Origin of the sequence: Pseudomonas sp. 2hn (genome assembly GCF_019646095.1) — a bacterium.
GTDB classification, from domain to species: Bacteria; Pseudomonadota; Gammaproteobacteria; order Pseudomonadales; family Pseudomonadaceae; genus Aquipseudomonas; species Aquipseudomonas peradeniyensis.
Map to the genome: position 1 here is coordinate 1,496,887 of NZ_CP081016.1, position 22,965 is coordinate 1,519,851.

General features: G+C 63.3%; 13 protein-coding genes. 10 read left to right on the plus strand and 3 right to left on the minus strand.

Annotation, left to right across the window (positions count from 1 at the left end; all coding sequences use genetic code 11):
• Window positions 1-5: 5 nt before the first annotated feature.
• The 8 genes from K2O50_RS07045 to K2O50_RS07080 all read left to right on the plus strand — a co-directional run bounded on the left by K2O50_RS07045 (window position 6) and on the right by K2O50_RS07080 (window position 17,568).
• Window positions 6-13,544 (plus strand): hemagglutinin repeat-containing protein, encoded by a 13,539-nt coding sequence (locus K2O50_RS07045; RefSeq protein WP_050706784.1) that lies wholly within the window; start codon window positions 6-8, stop codon window positions 13,542-13,544.
• Entirely contained in the window at window positions 13,544-13,999 is a 456-nt protein-coding gene (locus tag K2O50_RS07050) for a hypothetical protein (protein WP_050706783.1), read from the plus strand. Before K2O50_RS07045 ends, K2O50_RS07050 begins: the two co-directional genes overlap by 1 nt.
• A 126-nt stretch (window positions 14,000-14,125) precedes the next feature.
• Window positions 14,126-14,560, plus strand: coding sequence for a hypothetical protein (locus K2O50_RS07055; protein ID WP_050706782.1), 435 nt, complete (start codon window positions 14,126-14,128; stop codon window positions 14,558-14,560).
• Between the two features lie 405 nt (window positions 14,561-14,965).
• Window positions 14,966-15,163 (plus strand): hypothetical protein, encoded by a 198-nt coding sequence (locus tag K2O50_RS07060; RefSeq protein ID WP_050706781.1) that lies wholly within the window; start codon window positions 14,966-14,968, stop codon window positions 15,161-15,163.
• A gap of 90 nt (window positions 15,164-15,253) precedes the next feature.
• Entirely contained in the window at window positions 15,254-15,559 is a 306-nt protein-coding gene (locus tag K2O50_RS07065) for a hypothetical protein (RefSeq protein ID WP_218188899.1), read from the plus strand.
• An 81-nt stretch (window positions 15,560-15,640) separates the two neighbouring features.
• A complete protein-coding gene (locus tag K2O50_RS07070; RefSeq protein ID WP_050706780.1) occupies window positions 15,641-16,039 on the plus strand; it encodes an SMI1/KNR4 family protein in 399 nt (132 codons plus the stop codon).
• 106 nt (window positions 16,040-16,145) lie between these two features.
• Window positions 16,146-16,550 carry a hypothetical protein gene (locus K2O50_RS07075; RefSeq protein ID WP_050706779.1) on the plus strand — a complete coding sequence of 135 codons (405 nt, stop codon included), beginning with the start codon at window positions 16,146-16,148 and terminating at the stop codon, window positions 16,548-16,550.
• A gap of 91 nt (window positions 16,551-16,641) precedes the next feature.
• Window positions 16,642-17,568 (plus strand): DMT family transporter, encoded by a 927-nt coding sequence (locus K2O50_RS07080; RefSeq protein ID WP_050706778.1) that lies wholly within the window; start codon window positions 16,642-16,644, stop codon window positions 17,566-17,568.
• A gap of 87 nt (window positions 17,569-17,655) precedes the next feature.
• Here K2O50_RS07080 and K2O50_RS07085 read toward each other — a convergent pair whose 3' ends face one another.
• Window positions 17,656-18,819 carry an MFS transporter gene (locus K2O50_RS07085; protein WP_050706777.1) on the minus strand — a complete coding sequence of 388 codons (1,164 nt, stop codon included), beginning with the start codon at window positions 18,817-18,819 and terminating at the stop codon, window positions 17,656-17,658.
• 106 nt (window positions 18,820-18,925) lie between these two features.
• On the opposite strand from K2O50_RS07085, the gene ptrR reads away from it, so the two are divergent.
• Complete coding sequence (gene ptrR / locus K2O50_RS07090; protein ID WP_050706776.1) at window positions 18,926-19,819, plus strand: putrescine utilization regulator PtrR; 894 nt, start codon at window positions 18,926-18,928, stop codon at window positions 19,817-19,819.
• Window positions 19,820-19,943: 124 nt separating this feature from the next.
• Window positions 19,944-20,072, plus strand: coding sequence for a PA1414 family protein (locus tag K2O50_RS26595; RefSeq protein ID WP_256206021.1), 129 nt, complete (start codon window positions 19,944-19,946; stop codon window positions 20,070-20,072).
• A gap of 210 nt (window positions 20,073-20,282) precedes the next feature.
• On the opposite strand, the gene K2O50_RS07095 is transcribed toward K2O50_RS26595, so the two are convergent.
• Entirely contained in the window at window positions 20,283-21,662 is a 1,380-nt protein-coding gene (locus K2O50_RS07095; RefSeq protein WP_050706775.1) for a sodium:solute symporter, read from the minus strand.
• Between the two features lie 285 nt (window positions 21,663-21,947).
• Complete coding sequence (gene speB, locus K2O50_RS07100; RefSeq protein ID WP_050706774.1) at window positions 21,948-22,898, minus strand: agmatinase; 951 nt, start codon at window positions 22,896-22,898, stop codon at window positions 21,948-21,950.
• Window positions 22,899-22,965: the final 67 nt, after the last annotated feature.

Sequence of the window (22,965 nt, forward strand, 5' to 3'; positions counted from 1 at the left end):
CTGACATGGACGTTCGCCTGTTTGCCTTCCTGGCCCGCCAACGCTCGGCCGCAATTCAGCCCCGTGAGCATTTCTGCGGGTTGCCCAAGCGTGGCCTGGCCTTCCTGCTGGCCAACGCCATGTTCTGGCAGCCGCTGTGGGCGCAAGCCGCCGAAGGTGTGGTGGTCAGCGGGCCAGGGACCAGCCTCGGCCAGGCGGGCAACGGCGTGCCGATCGTCAACATCGCCGCGCCCAACGGCAGCGGGCTGTCGCACAACCAGTTCAGTGACTACAACGTCGGCCAGCAGGGGCTGATCCTCAACAACGCCACCGAGCGCACCCAGGCTACCCAGCTGGGCGGGATCATCCTTGGCAACCAGAATCTGCAGGGCCAGGCGGCCAGCACCATCCTCAACGAGGTCAACGGCGCCAACGCCAGCCAGCTGCGCGGCTATACCGAAGTGGCCGGGCATGCGGCGCATGTCATCGTCGCCAACCCCCACGGCATCACCTGCGATGGCTGCGGCTTCATCAACACGCCGCAGGCCACGCTGACTACCGGCAAGCCGGTGATCGAGAACGGCCAGCTGACCCGTTACCAGGTCGACCAGGGCCACATCGCCATCGAAGGTGCGGGGATCAATGCCAGCAACGTCGACAGCTTCGAGCTGATTGCCCGCAGTACCAAGATCAACGCCGAGATCCAGGCCCGCAACCTGGCCATCGTCGCCGGACGCAACGATGTCGATGCCCGCACCCTGGCGGCCACAGCGCGTGCTGACGACGGCAGCGCCAAGCCGAGCCTGGCGATCGACTCCAGCGCGCTGGGCGGCATGTATGCCGGCGCGGTCAGGCTGGTCGGGACCGAGGCCGGTGTCGGTGTGCGCCTCGACGGGCGGATGATTGCCAGCGGTGGCGATATCCAGCTCGATGCCAATGGCCAGCTGAGCATGGTTCAGGCCAGCGCCGGGGGCGATGTGCGCATCCGGGCGACCGGTATCGAAACCCAGGGGCCGGTGCATGCCGGCAAGCAACTGCAGGTGGAAAGCCGCGGTGACCTGGTCAACCACCAGGGGCTGACTGCGGCGGGTTCGGTGCAACTGGACGCAGCTGGCCAGCTGAGCAACCTCGCGGGCATCCAGGCCGGTATCCAGGCCGATGGCAGCCGCGCGGCCGACGCCGACCTGAAGATCAGCGCCGGTGCCGTGGACAACCGCAACCAGCGCTTGATCGCCAGCGGTGACCTGACGCTGTCCACGGGCGGCCGCCTGGATAACCAGGGCGGTAGCCTCAGCGCCGGGCGCCATGTCGGCATCAACGCCGCAACGCTGGACAACCGCCAGCAGGGCAAGGTTGTTGGTGACGGGCGCATGACCCTCACCGGCGGGCAACTGCTCAATAGCGAGCGTGGCCAGATCACCAGCCAAGGCGCGTTGAACGCCACTTGGGCGCATCTCGACAACCAGGCCGGTGAATTGTCCAGCCTCGATGCCTTGGCCCTGAACCTTGGCAGCCTGGACAACCGCAATGGCAAGGTCCTGGCCAACCGGGGCATTACCGTCACCAGCCAGGGACTGGTCGACAATCGGACCGGCCGGATCGCCAGCCAGACTTCCCTTGACCTTACCGCCCAGGCCCTGAACAACGGTCAGGGCGGCCATATCAGCGGCAACCAGGCGGTCATGGTCAACGTCGGTCTGCTCGACCAGCAAGGTGGCCACCTGAGCAGCGTCACCGAGCTGACCCTCGACCTGAACCATGGCCGGCTGGACAACCGCGACGGCGAGATCACCGCCAACCAGCTGCGTCTGCGGCAGATGGCCGATATCGACAACCAGCGTGGCGAGATCTCCAGCAAGGGGGCCTTCACCCTGACGGGCCGCAGCCTCGACAACACCGGTGGCAAGTTCTACAGCGAGCAGGCCCTGACCGTGCGCCTCGACCAGTTGCTCGACAACCTGGATGGCCTGGTCTCGGCCGACGGCGTGGATATCCAGGCCCTGGCGTTGCACAACCAGGGCGGCGTGGTCACCAGCAAGTCCGGCCTGGAGTTGACCACCCGCGCAGCCATCGACAACCAGCACGGCGAGATATCCAGCACCGGCCACGGCCAGGTAAAGGCCGGCAGCCTCGACAACCGCGAGGGTACGGTAACGGGTGGGGCGTTGGAGCTGGTAGTCGCCCAGGCGCTGGACAATCGCCAAGGTGTGCTGGCTGCCGGCAAGGCCCTGACGCTGAACGCTGCCAGCCTCGACAACCGCGAGCAGGGCAAGCTGCTCAGCGATGGCACGCTGACCGCCAAGGTCACCGGCCTGCTCGACAACCAGGCCAAGGGCCTGGTGAATGGCCAGGGTGCTACTGATATCGACGCGGGGCAGTTGGACAACCGTGGCGGCCGGTTGCAGGGCAAGGACCTGCTGACCCTGCAAGGCCAGCGCTGGGACAATCGCGGCGGCAAGATCGAGGGCGATGGCGCGATGACGCTGACCATTGACCACCTCGACAACCGCGACCAGGGCCTGGTCAGCGGCCAGGCCGGGGTGCGTTTCAATGGCACCGAACTGCTTAACCAGCTCGGCATCTTCGGTGCGAAGGGCAACCTCGATCTGGTCGCTGCCCACCTGGACAACAGCGGTGGCAGCCTGACCAGCGGTGGCGATCTCGATGGGCAGGTCACGCGCCTGGAACAGCTCGGCGGCAAACTGTCCGCCGATGGCAAGCTGACCCTCAAGGGCGATTCGCTGGTCAACCGCCAGGGCGCCGTGCTGGGTGCCGGCCAGGGTATGCACCTGACCGTGGGCAGCGTCGACAACCGTGGCGGTGAGCTGTCCGCGGCCAAGGCGCTGAGCCTGACCGGGCAGCGCCTGGACAACACCGGCGGCCAGGTTCTGGCCGACACCGACCTGACGCTGACGGTGGCCGAAGTCATCAACCAGGCCCAGGGCCTGCTGCGCGGCAAGGGCCAACTGACCCTCGACGGCCAGACCCTGGACAACCGCGACGGGCGTGTTTCCGGCGAGCAGGGCGCACGCCTGCGCCTGAGCCAGGCACTCGACAACGGCAAGGGGCTGCTGACCAGCGAAGGTGACTTCGATATCGGCGCCGCCAGCCTCGACAACACCGACGCCGAGCTGAGCAGCGCCGGCAAGCTCACCCTGGCCACCACCGGCAAGGTAGACAACCAGCGCGGTTCGATCACCGCCGACGGCACCCTCGACCTGCGCAGCGCCAGCCTGGACAACCGTGCCGGCGAGATCGGCGCGCAGGGAGCCGTGGACATCGCCACCGGGACCCTCGACAACCGTGACAGTGGCCATGTGGTCGGCAACGACCGCCTGACCATCGAGGCTGGCCAGGTCAACAATGCAGGCAGCGATAGCCGCATCGACAGCGATGGCGCAATGAGCCTGACCGCCACGGGCTTCGACCAGCAGGCCGGGCGCCTGCTGAGCAAGGCCTCGATCACCCTCGATCTGGGCCAGGGCGCATTGGTCAACCATGGCCTGATCAAGGCTCCGCTGCTGGTGCTGAACAACCTCGGCAGCGTCGACAACCAGCGCGGCGAGATCGTCAGCCCGCAAGGTTTCACCCTCGCCGCCACGACGCTGGACAACCGCCAGGGCAAACTGATCAGCGACCAGGATCTGACGGTCCGTATCGCCCAGGTACTGGACAATACCAAGGGTCTGGTCTCGGCCAAGGGCCTGGACCTGCGCGCCACCCGCGCGGATAACCGCCAAGGCATTCTTGTGGGCGACACCGCCCTGAACATCGACGCCGGCACTTTGGACAACCGCCAGGGCAAGGTCTCCGGCAAAGGCCGTGGTGAGATCCAGGCTGGCACATTGCTCAACACTGCGGGTTCGCTGGTCAGCCTGGAGCAGTTGCGGGTCAAGGGCGGCGAGCTGGACAACCGCGAGGCGGGCCTGCTCGGCAGCAACGGCGCGCTGACCCTGGACGTTGATCGCATCGACAATCGTGGCGGCGAGATCACCGGCAAGGCCACCGTCGGCGTGACCGGCACCTCGCTGGACAACAGCGACGGCGGCCTGCTGGTCGCCGGCACCGGCATGACCCTCGCCTTGCAGGGCCTGCTCAACCGCAACAAGGCACGTATCGAGGCCCAGACCGGCCTGACCCTGACCGGCCTGACCCTGGACAACGACGGTGGCCGCCTGACCAGCCAGCGGGACATGACCCTGACGTTGACCGGCGCGGCGCTCAACCGCCTCGGCCTGATCAGTGCCGAGGGCCAGCTGGTGATGGCTGCGCAAAGCCTGGACAACAGCACCGGCAAACTGGACAGTGCCGGCAGCCTGAAGCTGACCACGACGGGCGTGCTGCTCAACAAGGCTGGCGAATTGCTCAGCGACAGCGATATCACCCTGGCCAGCGCCAGCCTGGAAAACATCGACAAAGGCGTTATTGCCAGCAAGGGCGCGCTGGCCATTACCACCGGCTACCTGGACAACAGCCGCCAGGGCAGTGTCAGCAGTAACCGCACCCTCACTCTGCACGCCGGCCAGCTGGACAACCGCGACGGCGGTCGCGTGGGCAGCCGCGAAGCACTCAGCGCGACGGTCACCGGCCTCGACCAGCAGGGCGGCAAGCTGTTCAGCGACACTTCGGTGAACCTAGACCTGGGCCATGGTCATCTGGACAACCGTGGCGGCCTGATCAATGCCCCGTCGCTAGTGCTGAACAATCTCAAGACCGTGGTCAACCAGGGTGGCGAGATTTCCAGCGCGCAAGCGTTCACCCTCGCCGCCGAGCAACTGGACAACAGCAACGGTCGTTTGCTCAGTGACCAGAACCTGCTGCTGCGGATCAGCCAGCGCCTGGACAACCTCAAGGGCCTGATCGGTGGCCAGTCGCTGGAGGTTCATGCCGGCGTACTGGACAACAGCGGCGGCACCCTGAGCAGCCAGAGTGGCTTGCAGGTGACCGTAGATGGCTTGCTGAGCAACCGCGACGGCGGTCGCATCGAGGCCAAGGACGCGCTCACACTCACCAGCAAGGGCCTGAACAACCACGGCGGCAAATTGCTCGGCAGCAGCCTTGCGCTGGACCTGCTCGGCGCCGACCTCGACAACGGCGCCGGCCTGATCACCACCGCCGGCTCACTGACCCTCGCCAACCTGGCCAAGCTCACCAACCAGGGCGGCGAGATCTCCACCGCCCAGGCCCTGCGTCTGGATGTCAGCGAGCTGGACAACCGTGACGGCAAGCTGATCAGCGAACAGACCCTGGGTATCACCAGCGGCGCGATCAACAACCGCAACGGCCTGGTTTCGGGCTGGCAGGGGCTGACCGTCACCGGCCAGAGCCTGGACAACCGCCAGCAAGGTACGCTGTCGAGTCGCTCCGGCGCCGTGCAGGCGACCGTGGCCGGCGTCCTGCGCAACAGTGATGGCGGCGCGCTGGTCGCCCAGCAGCGCCTGGATGTCAAGGCCGACAGCCTGGACAACAGTGCCAAGGGCATCCTGTCCAGCGGCAGCGGCCAGCAACTGACGATCAAGGCGGCATTGGACAACCATGAAGGCGGCCTGATCGATGCCGGTGAAAAGCTGGTCATCAGCGCTGGCACCCTCGACAACCACGGCGGCCGCGTGGCCACCCGCCAGGACCTCGGCCTGACCGCCGCGAGCCTGAACAACAACGACGGCAACCTCGCCGCCCAGGGCGCCCTGACCCTCGACCTGCTCGGCGATTTGCTCAACCGCAAGGGCACGCTGTTCGCCGGCAAGGACCTGCTGATCCAGCGCGCCGGGCTGGTCGACAACCGGGCTGGCCAGATCGCCAGCCAGGGCCTGCTCAAGGTGCTGGCCGGCAGCATCGACAACAGCCAGCGCGGCACCCTGGCCGCCAATGGCGCGCTCGTGCTCAACAGCAGCGGGGCGCTCAGCAACACGGGCGATGGCCTGATCTACAGCCAGCAGGGAGACGTAAGCCTGCAGGCGGCAAGCCTGAACAATGCCAAGGGCACCGTGCAGGCCAAGGGCGCGATCAGCGTGCAGGCCAACGGCGTGCTCGACAACCAGGGCGGCAAGCTGATCGCCCAGGATGGCGCGCTCACAGTCACCGCCGACACCCTCGACAACCGCGGCGGCGTCCTTGCCAGCCTCAAGCAGTCGCTGGGCGTGCGCACCACCGGTGTGCTGCGCAATGGCAGCGATGCCAATGGCCAGCGTGGCATTCTCCAGGCCCTGGGCCTCGATCTGCAGAGCGCCAGTCTCGACAACCACGGCGGGCGCATCGCGGCGCTGGGCGGTGATGCGCTGATCCGCACCGGGCAGCTGGACAACCGTGACGGCGGCATCTCCGCCGGTGGCCTGCTCAAGGTCACCGGCACCAGCCTGCTCAACGGTGGCGACGCGCGTGGCGAGATGGTCGGCCAGCGTATCGACATCGGGCTGAGCGGCGCCCTGGACAACCGTGGCGGCATCGTCGAAAGCGCGAGTACTTTCGCCATCACGGCCGCCAGCCTGGACAACCAGGCGGGGAAACTGCGTGCCCTGGGCAACGGCGGCACAACGCGATTCCAGATCGGCGGGGTGCTGGATAACCGAAACGGAACCGTGGAAACCGCCAACACCGATCTTGCCCTGGTCATCGGCGATCTGGTGAACACCGGGGGCAGCATCGCACACGTCGGCAATGGCGATTTCGGTGTCAGCAGCCAGCAGGTCATGGCGGCGGGAGGTCGCCTGTTGACGCATGGCACCCTGAATCTCAGTGCCGACAGCTGGGTCAACAGCAGCGTGCTGCAAGCCGGCACGCTCAACCTCAATGTCAACAACTTCAGCCAGACCTCGAGCGGGCAGTTGCTGGCGACCAAGGCGTTGCTGGGCACGGGCGGCAACTGGCTCAATGACGGGTTGATTGCCAGCGATGGCACATTGAGCCTGACCTTGGGTGGTGCCTATTCGGGCAACGGCCGATTGACCAGCCTGGGGAACATGACCCTGACTGCGGCGCAGATGAGCCTGGGCACCGCCACAAGCATCGCCGGTGGCGACAGCATTGTGGTCAACATCGGCGACCAGCTGAGCAACCTCGGGCGCTTGTCGGCGGCCAATGACCTGACGATCAACGCGGGCAGCCTGTCCAACTACGGTGCATTGGCCGCTTCACGCAACCTGAACTTGATCGCCCAGTCCGTCCACAACGACCAGGCTGCCGACGGAAGTCGAGGTTTCCTGTTCAGTGGGCGGGACATGACGATTAGCACCGCCGATTTCAGCAATCGCTACGCGGATGTGTACAGCCTGGGCAATCTGCTGGTTGCCGGCGTCACCGCGGGTAGTTCTGCGGCAACCTTCCTGAACAGCTCCGGCACTGTCGAGGCGGCCGGTGACATCAACCTGCAGGCATCCAGTTTCGTCAACAAACGCGACAAGTTCAGGGCCAGCCACCAGATCACCGATGGCTACATGACCATCTACTGCGTCCAGCATTGCAAGGGATCGCGGTGGGTGAGGGGCCCGGTGCATATCTACAAGACCCTCGAGACCGTGATTCACGAGGACTCGCCCACGGCAACCCTGGTTTCCGGGCGTGACCTGACCATTGGCGCAGGCAGTGTCCTCAATGCTCGAAGCGTCATCTCGGCGGCCAACGATCTCACCATCACTGCCGGCAGCATTGACAACGAGGGCGAGCGTTCCAGGTCGGGAACCGTTGCAAGGGAAGTGGGGCCTGGGGTCAAGGTTTCCACGGGCTATTTCTTCCAGTTGATCAACGAAGTAAACGCCTACAACCAGGCCCACCCACGTTCCGGGCCGTTCGACGAAGCCGCCTTCAACACATTGGTCGCGAAGTTCGACCCCGGGGTATTTTACGGCATCGATGCAGAGCCCGTGGTCCAGCCGGATCAGAAGTTCATCGCCCCGGCGGTCATCCAGGCCGCCGGTACGGCCAAGCTCACTGCCGCAGGCAGCATCAGCAATATCGTTGTGAACAGGGCGGCAGCGGCTACCAGCAATCGCTCGTTCGATACCCAGGTATCCAGCGTGACGCAGCCCACGGTGGTCAACCTGAATGCGCAGTTGCCACCTGATCTGGCCCAGCGACAGGTCGATCCCACCACCCTGCCAGGCTTCAGCCTGCCAGCCGGGCAGAATGGCCTGTTCCGCCTGAGTGGCAAAGGCAGCGATGCAGCCACTGGCACCGCCCAGCGCTGGACATTGGGCAACGCCACTGTCACCTCGCATGAGCGTGAGGTGCTGGCCAGTTCCCGACCGGGCTCGATCCAGGCAATGGATGCGTCCGCGTCCAGAGGAAGTGAGCAGGCAATCGATCGCGTTGCCCACCAGCGTGTCGAGTCGGCTGCCAAGGCCAGTGTCATCGGGGTCAATGCGCCTGCGGGCGAGGCCGTGGATACCTACGTTCCCCCACCGAGCGCAGGTGCGCAGGCCGCCGAGCTGGTAGCGCAGGAGCCGGGTATCGGCGCTCGCCCCTGGATTGCGGGCGTCACTCGCCTGCCGGATAGCCAGTACACGAGCAAGCCGCACAAGTATCTGATCGAAACCAATCCGGTGCTGACCGACCTCAAGCAGTTCATGAGCTCCGATTACTTGCTTGGCAACCTGGGCTTCGATCCGGACAAGAGCTGGAAGCGTCTGGGTGACGGCTTCTACGAGCAACGCCTGATCCAGCAGGCGGTGGTGGCTCGCACCGGCCAGCAGTTCATCGATGGCCAGACCTCCGGCGAGCAGCTGTACAAGCACCTGATGGACAATGCCATCCGCAGCAAGGACCAGCTCAACCTGAGTCTGGGTGTCGGTTTGACCTCCGCCCAGGTCGCGGCGTTGACCCACGACATCGTCTGGCTCGAAGCACGCGAGATCAATGGTGAGCAGGTACTTGCGCCAGTGCTGTACCTGGCCCATGCCAATGGCCGACTGGCGCCTGACGGTGCGCTGATCGCGGGGCAGGACGTCCAGTTGATCGCCGGGGAGAATCTCGACAACGTAGGCACGCTGCGTGCCACGCGCAACCTCAGCGCCACCGCCGGCAAGGACCTGACCAACACCGGCCTGGTCCAGGCCGGCGAGCGCCTGGACCTGCTGGCCGGCAACAGCCTGGTCAACAGTGCTGGCGGCATCGTCTCCGGTCGTGACGTCAGCCTGACCGCCATCAACGGTGACCTGATCAACCGACGCGACCTCACGCGCACGGACATCGTTTACGGCGGCGTGCGTGAGCAGAAGGATTATCTTGAAAGCGCCGCGCGTATCGAGGCCGGCAACAGCCTCAGCCTCAAGGCCGGGCAGGACATCAAGAACGTCGCCAGCGTGATCCAGAGCGGCGGCGACCTGTCGCTCAGTGCCGGTCGTGATGTGAGTCTGCTGTCGGTCGAGGAACGTCAAGGCTTCTACACCGATCGCCAGCGCAGCAGCACGGTGCAGCAGCACGGCGCCACGGTCAGCGCCGGTCGCGACCTGAGCCTCGGCGCCGGCCGCGACCTCACCGCCGTGGCCAGCCAGATCGACGCGGGCCGCAACCTTACCCTGGCCGCGGGCGAGGACCTGAACCTGACCTCCGCTGCCAACGAAGCCCACAGCTTCAGCCGCAGCAAGAAAGTCACCCAGTCCAAGGACCAGATCACCCAGGTCTCGACCACGGTCAAGGCTGGTGGCGATGTCTCGCTGTCCGCGGGCCAGGACATGGCCATCGTCGCCAGCCAGGTCAAGGGCAAGGGCGATGTCGACATCGACGCCGAACGCGACCTGACCATCGCCTCCGAGCAGAACGAAAGCGCTTCGTACTACCTGAAGAAGAGCAAGGGCTCGTTCGGCCGCAGCAGCTCGACGCAGAAAGAGAGCTACCACAGCACCAACGTCGCTTCGGTGATCGAGGCCGGTGGCGACCTGACCGTCAACGTCAGCAAGAAGGACGACGGCGGCATCGCCCTGGACGGTGGCCGCGATGTCTCGGTGATTGGCAGCCAGCTCAAGGCCGGCGGCGATGTCATGCTCGGTGCCACCGGCGATGTGGCGGTGCTGTCCGGCGTCGAGGAGCACGGCGAGTACAGCAAGAAGACCAAGTCCGGCTTCCTGGGCCTGTCGAAGAGCGGCAAGAGCCAGCTGCAGACCCGCGCCACGCAGGTCGGCAGCGAGTTGGATGCGGGTAAAGATATTGTTCTGGCTGCTGGCAGCGACTTGCGTTTGCGGGCCAGCGAGGCGAGCGCCGGCAATGATGTCGAGCTGCGTGCTGGCTTGGTGGACAAGGAGGGTGACATCAACCTCGTGTCGGCCAATGACACTGCATATAGCCGGTCTGAGGAATACAAGAAGAAGTTCAAACTGTCGCTTTCCCCCGAGATCATCCTGAACCCTGCAGCGCTGATGATGCCGATCGCACCGGGCACGGTCCTGCCATCGGTGTCGATCGGTTCGGCCAAGGCTTCCGGGCAGGAGGCTCGGAGCAGCACCAGCGTCGGCAGTCAGGTGAGTGGAGAGCGTGACGCCACCCTGCAGGCGGCCCGCGATATCAACGTGCTGGGTAGCGGCGTCAGCGCCGGACGCAACGTCAGCCTCAACGCCGGGCGCGATGTCAATGTCAGCGCCGCGCAGAACCAGAGCGACAACTCGCACTGGTCGAGTTCGAGCAAGACAGGCCTGCGTTTCGACAGTGACGACAACGGCATGAACTTCTTCGCCGGTGTCGAGAAGGAGAAGGCCAAGGACCGTCTGCGCGAGCAGCTGGCTGCGGGTAGTCGCATCCAGGCCGGGCAGGATCTGGATGTCAAGGCCGGTCGCGACATCAACCAGACTGGCTCCGACCTGGTGGCTGGCCATGACATCAGCCTGGGGGCTGGTCGCGATATCAACATCGACGCGGGACGCGAAACCCGTATCCAGGAACTGGAGCGTGAGTACGAGGGGCATGGTATCAGTGGCTCGGTCAACCATAACCTGGGCAAGACCAAGGACGCGCTGAGCAACACCGGCAAGGGCGAGAATGGGGTGAGCAAGGGCTCCAGCGCCCTGCAGACCCTGGATGCGATCGGTCAATTCCTCGCCGGCCCGACCGGTGACGGCAAGATCGGCAGCAGCAAGCAGACCAGCAGCCAGCAAAGTGTCGAACAGAACAACCGTCCCTCGACGCTGGACGCTGGCAACGATGTGAAGCTGCAGGCGGGCAACGACGTCAATATCAAGGGCAGCCAGGTGCAGGCCGGGCGGGATATCGACGTCAAGGCGCGCGATATCAACATCGATGTGGCCAAGGGCAGCAGCAGCCAGGAAAGCAGCCAGTCGCAGAGCTGGGGGGGCATCCACGGCGGTACCAGCGGTGGCTTCAAAGTTGGTATTGGTGGCAGCCACGGCATTGCCAGCAACGACAGCCAGCAGGGTACTTCGACGCCAGCGCAACTGGAGGCCGGGCGCGATGTCCGGATCGAAGCCAGCAACGATCTGAACATTATCGGTAGCCAGGTGAAGGGCGGGCGTGATGTCCAGTTGAACGCTGGCAACGACCTGAACATCCGCGCCGCACAAAATGACAGTCAGCAGGAGCAGAACCGCCGCAGCGGCGGTGGCGAGGTGGGACTGACCTTCGGCTCAGAAGGTGTTGGGGTGTATGCCAGCGTCAACCTGGGCAAAGGACATCTCGAGCGCGAGGCCCAGCGCCATGAGCAAGCCTATGTCTACGCCGGTGACCAATTGAAGTTCACCAGCGGCAAGGACACCAACATCAAGGGTGCCCAAGTACGCGGCGACGAAGTGATCGGCCGTGTCGGCGGCAACCTCAACGTGGCCTCAGCGATCGACACAGGCGAGGTAAAGGGCAAGGAGTTCGACATCAATGCCACCGTCACCGTGGGCCCGGGTGCCGGTGTCAGTGGCTCGGTCGGCTATGGCAAGACCACTGGCAAGACCGAGTGGGTCGAGGACCAGACGCGCATCACCGGGCGTGACAAGGTCGATATCCGCACCGAGAACCACACCCAGCTCGACGGTGCGCTGATCGCCGCCGACAACGGCAATCTCAAGCTCGACACCGGTACCCTGGGCTTCAGCGATATTGCCGGCAAGGACAAGGAGCACGGTTACTACCTGAATGTGGGTGGCAGCTGGAAGAAGGGGGCGGCCAGTTCCGGGCAGGACCCTTCCAACGGCAAGATCACCGAAAGTGCAGGCAACGGCGAGAAGGGTCCGAAGAGCCAGACCAGCTGGAGCGTCAGTGGCTGGGAGTATGAAAAGGACCGCGAGCAGACCGTCCGCGCCACCGTGGGTGCCGGTGATATCACTGTGCGCAAGGACGCCGAGACCGGCCAGGACTCCACCGTCGGACTGAACCGTGATCTCGACAAAGCCTATGAGATCACGCGGGACAAGGAGTCGCGTACCGATCTCTATGTGACCGACAGTTCGCTGCATGATGCGCTGAATCCGAAAGAGACGCTGCAGAAGTGGAGCGATGGTCTCCTCGACTACGACAAGACGGCGCTGAAGAACTTTGAGCAGGCCAGCACCGGCCTCAATGCTGCACTGAACCGGCTTGAGCGTGTAATGGGGCGGGACATGGCAGTCGGGGTATCAAGTATTACCAGCCGTGATTTCGCTGAGCAGACGCTGGAGCAGTTGATTCTCAGCGGCAAAAGTCGCAGTGAGGCCATGGCGATGATGGCCGACGAGAAGTTCCAACAGAATGTGCTCAAGCAATTGAGTGATTTGTGGAACATCAAGCCAGAGGTCGTGGCAGGGGCCAAGCAGGTATTGGAAGAGGCCAATCTCAATGATCCTGCCGGTGCATTGGTACTGGGCAACTCGGATGTTGTGGCCAGGCGCACTTTGTTGCAGGAAAACCTGCGATCGTTGGCAAGTATTGAACGGTTCATGCAGCAGAATGCGGAAGCGGCACAAGCCGTCGCACTGGTGCTGGCACTGACGCAAGGTCCGAAATCCGTGATCCAGGCCGCAGCCTGGGGCGCCGCCGAGCAAACGCCATTGGGCCAAGAGTTGGCAAGGCGGTTGGACAAATTTCAGGATTATGTCGGTGAGCGCGTCGCCAAATACATGGAAAAAGAGGGTGACGCGGAGGTTCATTTCAATGAGAAGGATGATTACGATCAGTTCTTAATCGGTGGTGGTAAGCTTGCCGCTTCCATCCTTACCGGTGTAGTGACGAACAAAGGCAGTAAGTCACCGAAAAATCCAGTCAAAGAGTTGGAAGTGGATTCTTACAAGGATCTGAAGAGTCGGGAGGTTGTAGGGGATCGATTGGAGCACGACCATATTCCATCAATGGCCGCTTTGCGTAAGGCCAAGGAGAAGGAGCTGGGCCGCCCGCTTACAGATGAAGAGACGAAATTGCTCTACAACAATGCCACTGCGATAGAGCTTCCGCGAGAAATCCACGTCGCTGGTCGCACTCATGGTGGCAAAAACACGGCAGCACAGGTGGAGCAAGATGCAGCTGACCTATGTGGCGCTGTATGTCGAGATACTGATGTACTGCGAAAAAATCTGTTGGAAAAGGGCTATCAAGCCGATATCGTAGAAGAAGCAATCAGAAAGATTTTTGAACGGAACCGCCTGACAGGGGTGATTGACTGATGGACTGGATGAAGCTGTTGAGCCTTGTCGGTAAAGACCAAGGGGACAATGACTTTCAGGAGCTTGCTACGGTGCTTGGTGAGCAGCCGCAGGTGAAGGAGACCCCCTTGTCGTATAACGACCCAGACGGAAGGACTCTTTATCATAAGTACCTCAATAGTGGGTTGGAGCTCGGCTTTCGAGCGCACAGACTCAATCACATCCATATCTACGTGCAGAGCCACGAGGGCTATGCTCCGTACCAAGGGAGCATTCTCGATCAGAATGCACAAGGCTGGCGGCGAGACGCCCTCTTGCAAGCGCTTGGTCCTCCAGATAGTCAGGGGGGGGGCAAGATGGATGGTTTGCTCGGTTTTATACGCCCGTGGGTACGTTATGAGGGGGCAGGCCCAGTATTGCGTGCGGAGTTTTCGCAAGATGGACGGTTGTGGAAGTGTTCACTCACGCTTGAGTAAATGCTATTGAACGGAACAGTCATTAGTCAGGCGTTGAAGACAGTTCTCACGTTGAGTCATCCAGGCCGTCATTGGTAAATAAATCTGTTACCTTTATGTTGAACGACTTCATCAAAAGGTGATTGCATGAATTTCACGTATAGTTCGAAAGATGGGCTTGATGTATTTGCCGAGATGCGCGGGCGCGATGAAGTCAGGGCCAAGTTAAAACTCCCCTACAAGGTGTTTGCCAAGACTGCTTTCTCCGAGAATTCGACGGATGTCTTTGGTGATGCGCTGATGAAGGCATGGTATGACCAGCACGATAGTTTGAGCGGGGTGCAACTTTACTATCCTGAAGCATCTCTGGACTTTCAGGGACAGACACTTCTCGGGGTTTCGGTCGATTTGCTGGAGCGATTTTTCCAGCGGGAACATGTAAATTATGAATTCGAGGACGATGGCTCCGGTATGAAATTGCTGACCGATGGTCTCAAGATCGGGCTCTACGCTCCAGACTTGGAAAGTGGCAAGAGTGCGATAGTAGAAGCTGTCTATGTACCTATCCCGGTACCGGTATGAAAGGGCAAAGTTGCCACTGCTATATGTTATGATGTTTCAAGAAATACACTCCGGATGTAGTAATCGAGTGGTGAGCGCACGGGCTATCTGCACTGAGTTGCCTGTGCTGCTGCCTCGACGTCACATAGCGGCGGAAGTCAGTTGGATGGGCGGCACCGGCGAGATGTCTATGTGACCCCGAGCCATAACCAAGATACCGGCTTGTGACGAAAAGGGGACAGAATTATTTGTCAATCCTCTACCGAAGAGAACGTTGAGCGCTGAATCGAAGGCGTCGAAGTTAGAGTTTATATAATAAATCTGTGCCCTTTTGATCGGGGGCTGGGGACGAGGCGATGTTCCTCCAGGCGCCATCTTAAAAACTTGCGAAAATTGCGCGGTGACATGGCCTAAGGGGAGCCGGTAATGAGCCTTGATGAACAATGGGAACCTGGCTTCGGTACCCTATACACGTGGTTGGCCATGGATAGAGTTGGTCGAATTGCGGTCATGGTGAACAATTGTTTTGGTGATATTCCGAAAGTGCTCCTGGCACTGAGCGGAGCGGAGGAAATGCTGGACACCCTCAGTGAATTCATGTGGGAGGAGGTCTTTCGGTCGTAGCCACCTTTGAAGAAAGGTGGCTTTACGGTGGACTAGTATTCGGCATGGCGCTGGCAAGGAAGAGACAAGGCTTTCGTTCTGGATGAGCTGTTGCGCAATCTCGAAGAGCGAGGAATCTACAGTGAAGCCAGCCTTGCCTTCAACAAAGGTTTCTTTGTCTATCACGCCGTCGAAGGTTTCCGAGAGGAAGAGGATTTTCCCGTTGGGTTTGAAGGCCCTACGAGTATGGGAGACTACTTCAGGTTTCTGGTGCCAGGGGAGTATGCATCGATTGAAGATTTTCCAGAGAGCCTGAGACCAGGAGTTGTCGTCTCTCAAAACTTGGATTTCGATTCGAAACAAGTGTTGAATGGGAAATGTATCAATGAGTATTTTTGCGATTTGTATAAGTGCTAAGCCCGGGGCAAAAAGCATGTTCGCCACCCTGGCGTTGTCGTGATCGAGTTTCGGCTGATTCGTGATATGGAAGGAGCAGTCGTGGACAGGTATGAAGATCTGCAGCCGGACAAGGCATCCGGCCTGCTTGCAAAACTGGAGACAGTCAATGCGCAGGTGCTCGCGGCACTGACTGCCGATCATTCGCAAGTGCCGGCCGATTATGTTGCCTTCATGAAGGAGCTTGGCTGGGGTGAAGTGGGTAAGGCTGCCTACATGTTGTATGAGGGCCTGCTGACGCCAGACCAGATCTACGATGAAGATGATGAACTCCCCCTGGACGGCATCCTCCTGTTCGGGGATGACATGCAGGGGTACTGCTCGGGGTTCGATACGAACAATGGCTGGGTGGTTGTCGATATCGACCCGGTAAGCCGTGAAGCGCATCAAGTGGCGGACAGTTTTTCCGAGTACATACGTGAAATGCTGAACGACTTTTAGCCGTCGAGGAGCAATGGGGTGGCCCTTCGGTTTCTGATTGAACACCTGGCAACCTCTGTCAGTCCCACGCTGTGTACCTACTTGTCCACAGCAGGAGGCTTACCCCATGAGCACATACGACTGGGACCTGATCGAACGCTTGCTGCACGAAGTGCAGAACGGCGCCGGTCACAGTTTCACGCCACGCCCCTATGCCGAGCAGCATGCCGCCGCGCTGGCCGCCGATGGCGAGGCGCCGGACGATCTGAACCAGCTCAAGGCCCAGGCCTGCGAGTACGAAAAGATCCTCTTGGAACGGGGTTTCATCGAGAGCCGGCCTGAAGCGGAAGGCGGCAACGGCGAGAATTTCGTCCTCAGCCCGCGCGGTTCGCGCCTGCTCAGCCTGATCGACAGCAGCATTCCGGGCTTCGAACACCCACGCCAGGTGCTCGATGAACAGGCTGATGCGCTGGACGAAGCTACCTTCGAGCACGTCTCGGCCAAGGCGCAGATCGCCGGAGGGTCAATTTAGGCTGGCATCGCCAAGGCCGGTCACCCGATAATCGGGATCCATTCTCACTGCCGAGCCTTGCCATGTCGTTCAACCCGCTGAGGGGCCGCCCATGACCGCGGTCCGCAAGAACCCCGACGCCTTCGCCTTCCAGGTCATGCTGGGGCTGTGCCTGATCTGGGGCTGCCAGCAGGTGCTGATCAAATCCGCTGCCGTGGACATTGCACCGGTCATGCAGGCGGCGTTTCGCAATGGTATCGCCGCGCTGCTGGTGGGGCTGCTGGTCTGCTGGCGGGGTGGCTGGAGCCAGGTGGGCAGCACCTGGCGCGCCGGATTGCTGGCCGGCGCGCTGTTCGGCCTGGAGTTCCTGTTCATCGCCGAGGGGCTGAAGCTGACCTCGGCGGCGCATATGTCGGTGTTCCTCTACACCGCGCCGATCTTCACCGCCCTGGGGCTGCATTTCATGATGCCCAGCGAACGGCTGCGGCTGTTGCAGTGGCTGGGCATCCTGCTGGCCTTCGGGGGGATCGCCCTGGCCTTCGCCGGCGGCGTTTCCCTCGAACACCTCGATGGACGCATGTTGCTGGGCGATGCCATGGCGATCCTGGCAGGCCTGGCCTGGGGCGCGACCACGGTGGTGGTGCGCGGCTCGCGCCTGTCCGAGGCGCCGGCGACCCTGACCCTGTTCTACCAGCTGGCGGTGGGGTTTGTCGGGCTGGTGCTGATTGCCCTGGTGAGCGGGCAGATCGCCGATTTCTCGCTGACCCCGCTGGCGGTGGGCAGTGTGCTGTTCCAGGGGATCGTGGTGTCGTTCGTCAGCTACCTGACCTGGTTCTGGTTGCTGCGCAAATACCTGGCCTCGAACCTGGCGGTGTTTTCCTTCATCACGCCGTTGTTCGGGGTGACTTTCGGCGTGCTGCTGCTGGATGAGCCGTTGAGCCTGAACTTCGTGATCGGTGCGGTGATGGTGCTGCTCGGGGTGGTCATGGTCAGCGCCGAGGCGTGGGTGCGGCAGCAGTTGCGCAGGGTGGTGGGGTAGGCGTTCGGCGGAGCCGGCCCTATCGCGGGGCAAGCCCGCTCCCACGAGGACTGTAGGTGCTTGCCCCGCCATAGGGCCTGTATTCCTTCAGCCTGCCTGTTGCAGGCTGGCACAGGCTTGTGAGCGCGAGGAGCCCTTGGCCAAGATCCCGGCCAATCCCATCCCTGCCGCCGCCAGCACCAACGCTGGCTGTAATCCACCACTGAAATGGCTGCTCAACGCCGCCAGCAACGGCCCGCTCAACTGCCCCAGGGCAAAGCACGCGGTCAGCAACCCGGCATTGCGCTGCGTGGCATGCGGCGCCAGCTCCCGTGAGCGCTGCATCACCAGTTGCATGCAGGCCAGGAACGGCCCGCCGCACAGCAGCACGCCCAATGCCAGGCCGATACCGCCACCGAGCAGGCAGGCCAGTACACCCAGCCCTTGCAGCCACAGGGTGGTGGTCAGCCAGGCGGAGGTCCGCCCCGGGCGGCGCAGGCTGACGATGGCCACACCGAGCGCCGATGCCAATCCGAACGCGGGCCAGAACAGGTCGGCTTGCCACTGCCCATGGAACTGCTGGCTGGCCATCTGCGACAGGAAGGTGGCCGGCAGGATGTAGCCGATCCCGTAGAGCGCATAGACCAGGCCCAGGCGTCCGATGCCGGTGCCACGGCCTTGTTCGTTGACGGCCGCAGGCGTGGCGGCGGGTTCCTGCGCCCGTGGCAGCCACGGCAGCACCGCCAGCAGCATGACCAGCGCGGCGATGCCATAGACCAGCCACAGGGCCGCCGAATCCAGCCCCAGCAGGTGCGCGCCCAGGGCCAGCACACCTGTTACGGCGATGCCGACGCCGGGCCCGGCGAACACCAGCGCGCCGAGGCGCTGGCGGCCATGGGCGCTGGCCAGTTGCTGGCTGAGGCTGGCGATCATCACCAACACCCAGGCGCTGGCCACGCCGGTGCCGAAACGCAGCAGCAGGTGGCTCCAGAAACCGTCGGCGGCCCACGAGGCCAGGGTCAGCAGCACGCACAGCCACAGCCCTCCATGCAGACGCAGGCGCACCTGGGCGGGCTGGCGGGCGAACATGGCGTCCACCGCGCCGAGGAAGTAGCCCAGGTAGTTGGCGGCGGCGACCAGGCCGCCGGCGGTGAGGTCGAACTGGCCCTCGGCGATCAGTCGGGGCAGTTGTGGCGTGAGGGCAAAGCGGCCGATGCCCATGGCCATCATCAGCGCCATGGCGCTGGCCAGCAGTTGCACGATGGGTGACATGGAAAGTCTCCTGCACGAAGGGATGCGATGGATGGCAGGGTAGGACTCATTGACTTTCAATAAAATTGAATAATGATGATCAAGTTGTTCTGTTTTGGAGAATCCTATGGAGTTCAGCCAACTGCGCATCTTCCAGGCCGTGGCCGAGGAGGGCTCGGTGACCCGCGCCGCCGAGCGATTGCACCGGGTGCCGTCGAACCTGTCGACGCGCCTGCGCCAGCTCGAGGAGCAACTGGGGGTGGAGCTGTTCCTGCGCGAGCGCCAGCGCTTGCAGCTGTCGCCGGCCGGCAAGGTGCTGCTGGACTATGCACATAGGCTGACCAACCTGCGCGACGAGGCGCTGGCCGCGGTGCAGGGCGGCCAACCGGCGGGGGATTTCGTGCTGGGCACCATGTACAGCACGGCGGCCATTCATTTACCGGCGCTGCTGGCGCGCTACCACCAGGCCTACCCGGCGGTGAACCTGCAGGTGCAGGCGGCGCCCAGTGCCGAGCTGCTGGAGGGGGTGCTCAGCCATCGGCTGGACGCGGCGCTGGTGGACGGCCCGCTCAACTTGGCCGGGCTGGATGGCGTGCCGTTGTGCGAGGAAACCCTGGTGCTGATCACCAGCCCCGAGCACCCGGTGGTACACAGTGCCAGGGATGTCGCCGGCAAGGCGGTGTTCACCTTCCGTCAGGGCTGCTCGTACCGCATGCGCCTGGAAGCCTGGTACGCCCATGCCCACACGCCCATGGGGCGGGTCATGGAGATCGAGTCGTACCAGAGCATGCTGGCCTGCGTGATCGCCGGGGCCGGGGTGGCGTTGATGGCGCAGTCCATGCTCGACAGCCTGCCGGGTCGCGAGCAGGTGCGGGCGCATCGGTTGCAGGCGCCGTTCGACCAGGCGATGACCTGGCTGATGTGGCGCCAGGGCAAACGCGGGGCGAATCTGCAGGCCTGGATCGACTTGCAACAAAGCGAAACGATTGACCGACCGTCGGAAGCTGCCATCAGCGCTTGATCCGGGTCAAAATCGCCCCTATCTGTAGGAACAGAGGCATGCGCAATATAGGACATAGGTCTATGATCTGTATGACGCATCGCAAGTTTGATTGACCGTGAGGCTGACCCGTCAAGGGGGCACTATGAACGAACGCATGTACAACTGGCTCCATGACCTCGCCGTCGCCCTGGGCCTGCTCCCGCCACCGTTGCAGCCGGTGCCGATCCCGACCGACGAAGAACAGCGCAAGCGCCAGCCGCGTCGGCGTTGACCACTGACAAAAAGGCCGCCGCATCCGAGTGATGCGGCGGCCTTTTGCGTTTTACCGGCTAGAACCGCTCATCCCTGTAGGAGCGGCCTTGTGCCGCGAAAGGGCCGCAAAGCGGCCCCGTCGGATTCAGCGCTTGGCCGAGACAGGGGCCGCTACGCAGCCCTTTCGCGGCACAAGGCCGCTCCTACAGGGGATGGCGTGGAAGTGGCCTCAGGCCAGGTTCGCCGTCGCCACCGGCTTGCGCGAAGCCAGGCTGACCACCACGAAGCTCACCAGGCCGATCGCCAGGCTGTAGTAGATCGGCGAGTTGGCCTCCAGGCCGTCCTTGAACATGAACAGCAGCGCGGTACCGAAGCCCAGCGTCATGCTGGCGATGGCCCCGGCGGTGGTCGCACGCTTCCAGAAGATCGCGCCGATCAGCGGGATCAGCATGCCGCCCACCAGCAGGTTGTAGGCCAGGGTCAGCGCGCTGATCACATCGTTCACCGCCAGGGCGATACCCAGCACCACCAGGCCGGTGAGCAGGGTGAACAGGCGGTTGATGCCCAGGCTCGACTGCTTGCCGCCGCGCAGCTTGGGCAGCAGGTCTTCGGTCAGGGTGGTCGAGGCGGCCAGCAGGCCCGCGCTGGCGGTGGACATCATCGCGGCCAGGGCGGCGGCCATCAGCAGGCCGCGGATGCCCTCGGGCAGCTGGCCCTTGATCATCTCGGCGAAGGCGTTGTTCGGGTTGGCCAGGTCTGGCATCAGCACATGGGCGGCCATGCCGATCAGGGCGCAGGCCAGGCCGTACAGCACGCAGTAGATACCAGCGGTGGTACCGGCGCGCTGGCAGACCTTCTCGTCACGGGCGGTGAACACCCGCTGCCAGATATCCTGGCCGATCAGGATGCCGAAGAAGTAGATCAGGAAGTAGGTGATGATGGTGTCCCAGCCGATGGTGGTCCAGCTGAAGCTGGCCGCCGGCAGCTTGGCCACCAGGGCGTCCCAGCCGCCGGCCTTGTACAGGCACACCGGCAGCAGGATGAACATCAGGCCCACGGTCTTGATGACAAACTGGACGATGTCGGTCAGGGTCAGCGACCACATGCCGCCGATGGTCGAGTACACCACCACCACGCCGCCGCCGAACAGCAGGGCCATCCAGAACGGCACGTCGAGCAGCACCTGCAGCACGGTGCCCATGGCCAGGGTCGAGGTCACCGCGATCATCAGCGCGTAGGCGAGCATGATCGCCGCGCTGGCCTGGCGGGCTATCGGGTTGTAGCGGCGCTCCAGCACCTGGGTGACGGTGAAGATCTTCAGGCGCAGCAGCGGCTTGGCCAGGAACAGGTTGAGGGCGATGATCCCCAGGCCCAGGGCGGCGCACAGCCAGAAACCGGAAATGCCGTGGACGTAGCCCAGGCGCACGGTGCCGACGGTGGAGGCGCCGCCGAGCACGGTGGTGGCCATGGTGCCCATGTACAGGGTCGGGCCGAGGTTGCGCCCGGCCACCAGGTAGTCTTCGTGGGTCTTCGCGCGCCGCATGCCGTACCAGCCGAGGGCGAGCATGCCGGCGGCATAGATCAGTACAACGATGATGTCCAAGGCCATTGGGGGGCTCCCGATTATCTTTATTATGGCGAGATCGGCCGTCCGGACGCTGCAAGGCGCCCGGCGGTCCTGTCATGTGTTGGCGGGCCTCTATGGCCCTCCCGAATGGCTCCTGCCGGGGTCAAGCAATCGCTTGCAGCGCAACGCCCTGTGTGTAGGAGCGGCCTTGTGCCGCGAAAGGGGGGCGCAGCGCCCCCGGGTTTCGGCGTTTTCACATAAATAGCCGGGGCTGCTTCGCAGCCCTTTCGCGGCACAAGGCCGCTCCTACAAACGGCGGTGCTTCGGCTAGCGGCGTACCACGCCCGGCAGCACGCAGAGCATTTCGAACAGCAGGTTGGCGCCCAGCAGCGAGGTGTTGCCGGTGGTGTCGTACGGTGGGGAGACTTCGACCAGGTCGCAGCCGATCAGGTCCAGGCCGTGGCAGCCGCGGATGATCTCCATCGCCTGGATGGTGGTCAAGCCGCCGATCTCCGGGGTGCCGGTGCCGGGCGCCCAGGCCGGGTCGATGCCGTCGATGTCGAACGACAGGTACACCGGGCCGCCACCGACTTTCTCGCGCACTTCGGCCATCAGCGGCTGCAGCGACTTGTGCCAGCACTCTTCGGCCTGGACTACACGAAAGCCCTGGCGACGGCTCCAGTTGAAGTCGTCCGCCGTGTAGCCCTGGGCGCGCAGGCCGATCTGCACCACGCGCTCGCAATCGAGCAGGCCTTCTTCCACGGCGCGGCGGAAGGTGGTGCCGTGGGCGATCTTCTCGCCGAACATGTGGTCGTTGACGTCGGCGTGGGCGTCGATGTGCACCAGGCCGATCTTGCCGTGCTTCTTGTGCAGGGCGCGCAGGATCGGCAGGGTGATGGTGTGGTCGCCGCCCAGGGTCAGCGGGATGACATTGTGCTCGACGATCTCGTCGTAGGCCTCTTCGATGATGCGTACGGCGTCCAGCAAGTTGAAGGTATTGATCGCTACGTCACCGATGTCGGCCACCGACAGCGAGTCGAACGGGGCGGCGCCGGTGGCCATGTTGTACGGGCGGATCATCACCGACTCGGCGCGGATCTGCCGTGGGCCGAAACGGGTGCCCGAGCGCAGCGAGGTGCCGATGTCCAGGGGCACGCCGATGAACGCGGCGTCGAGCCCTTCGGCGCTTTGCAGGTGGGGGAGACGGAGCATGGTGGCGATGCCGCCGAAACGCGGCATTTCGTTGCCGCCCAGTGGTTGGTGGAGAATCTTGTCCACGGTGGGCCTCATCAGTCGGTCGATTGTTCTGTTTGTTCGAACCTGTGCCGCCGCGCGCCTCGTTAGT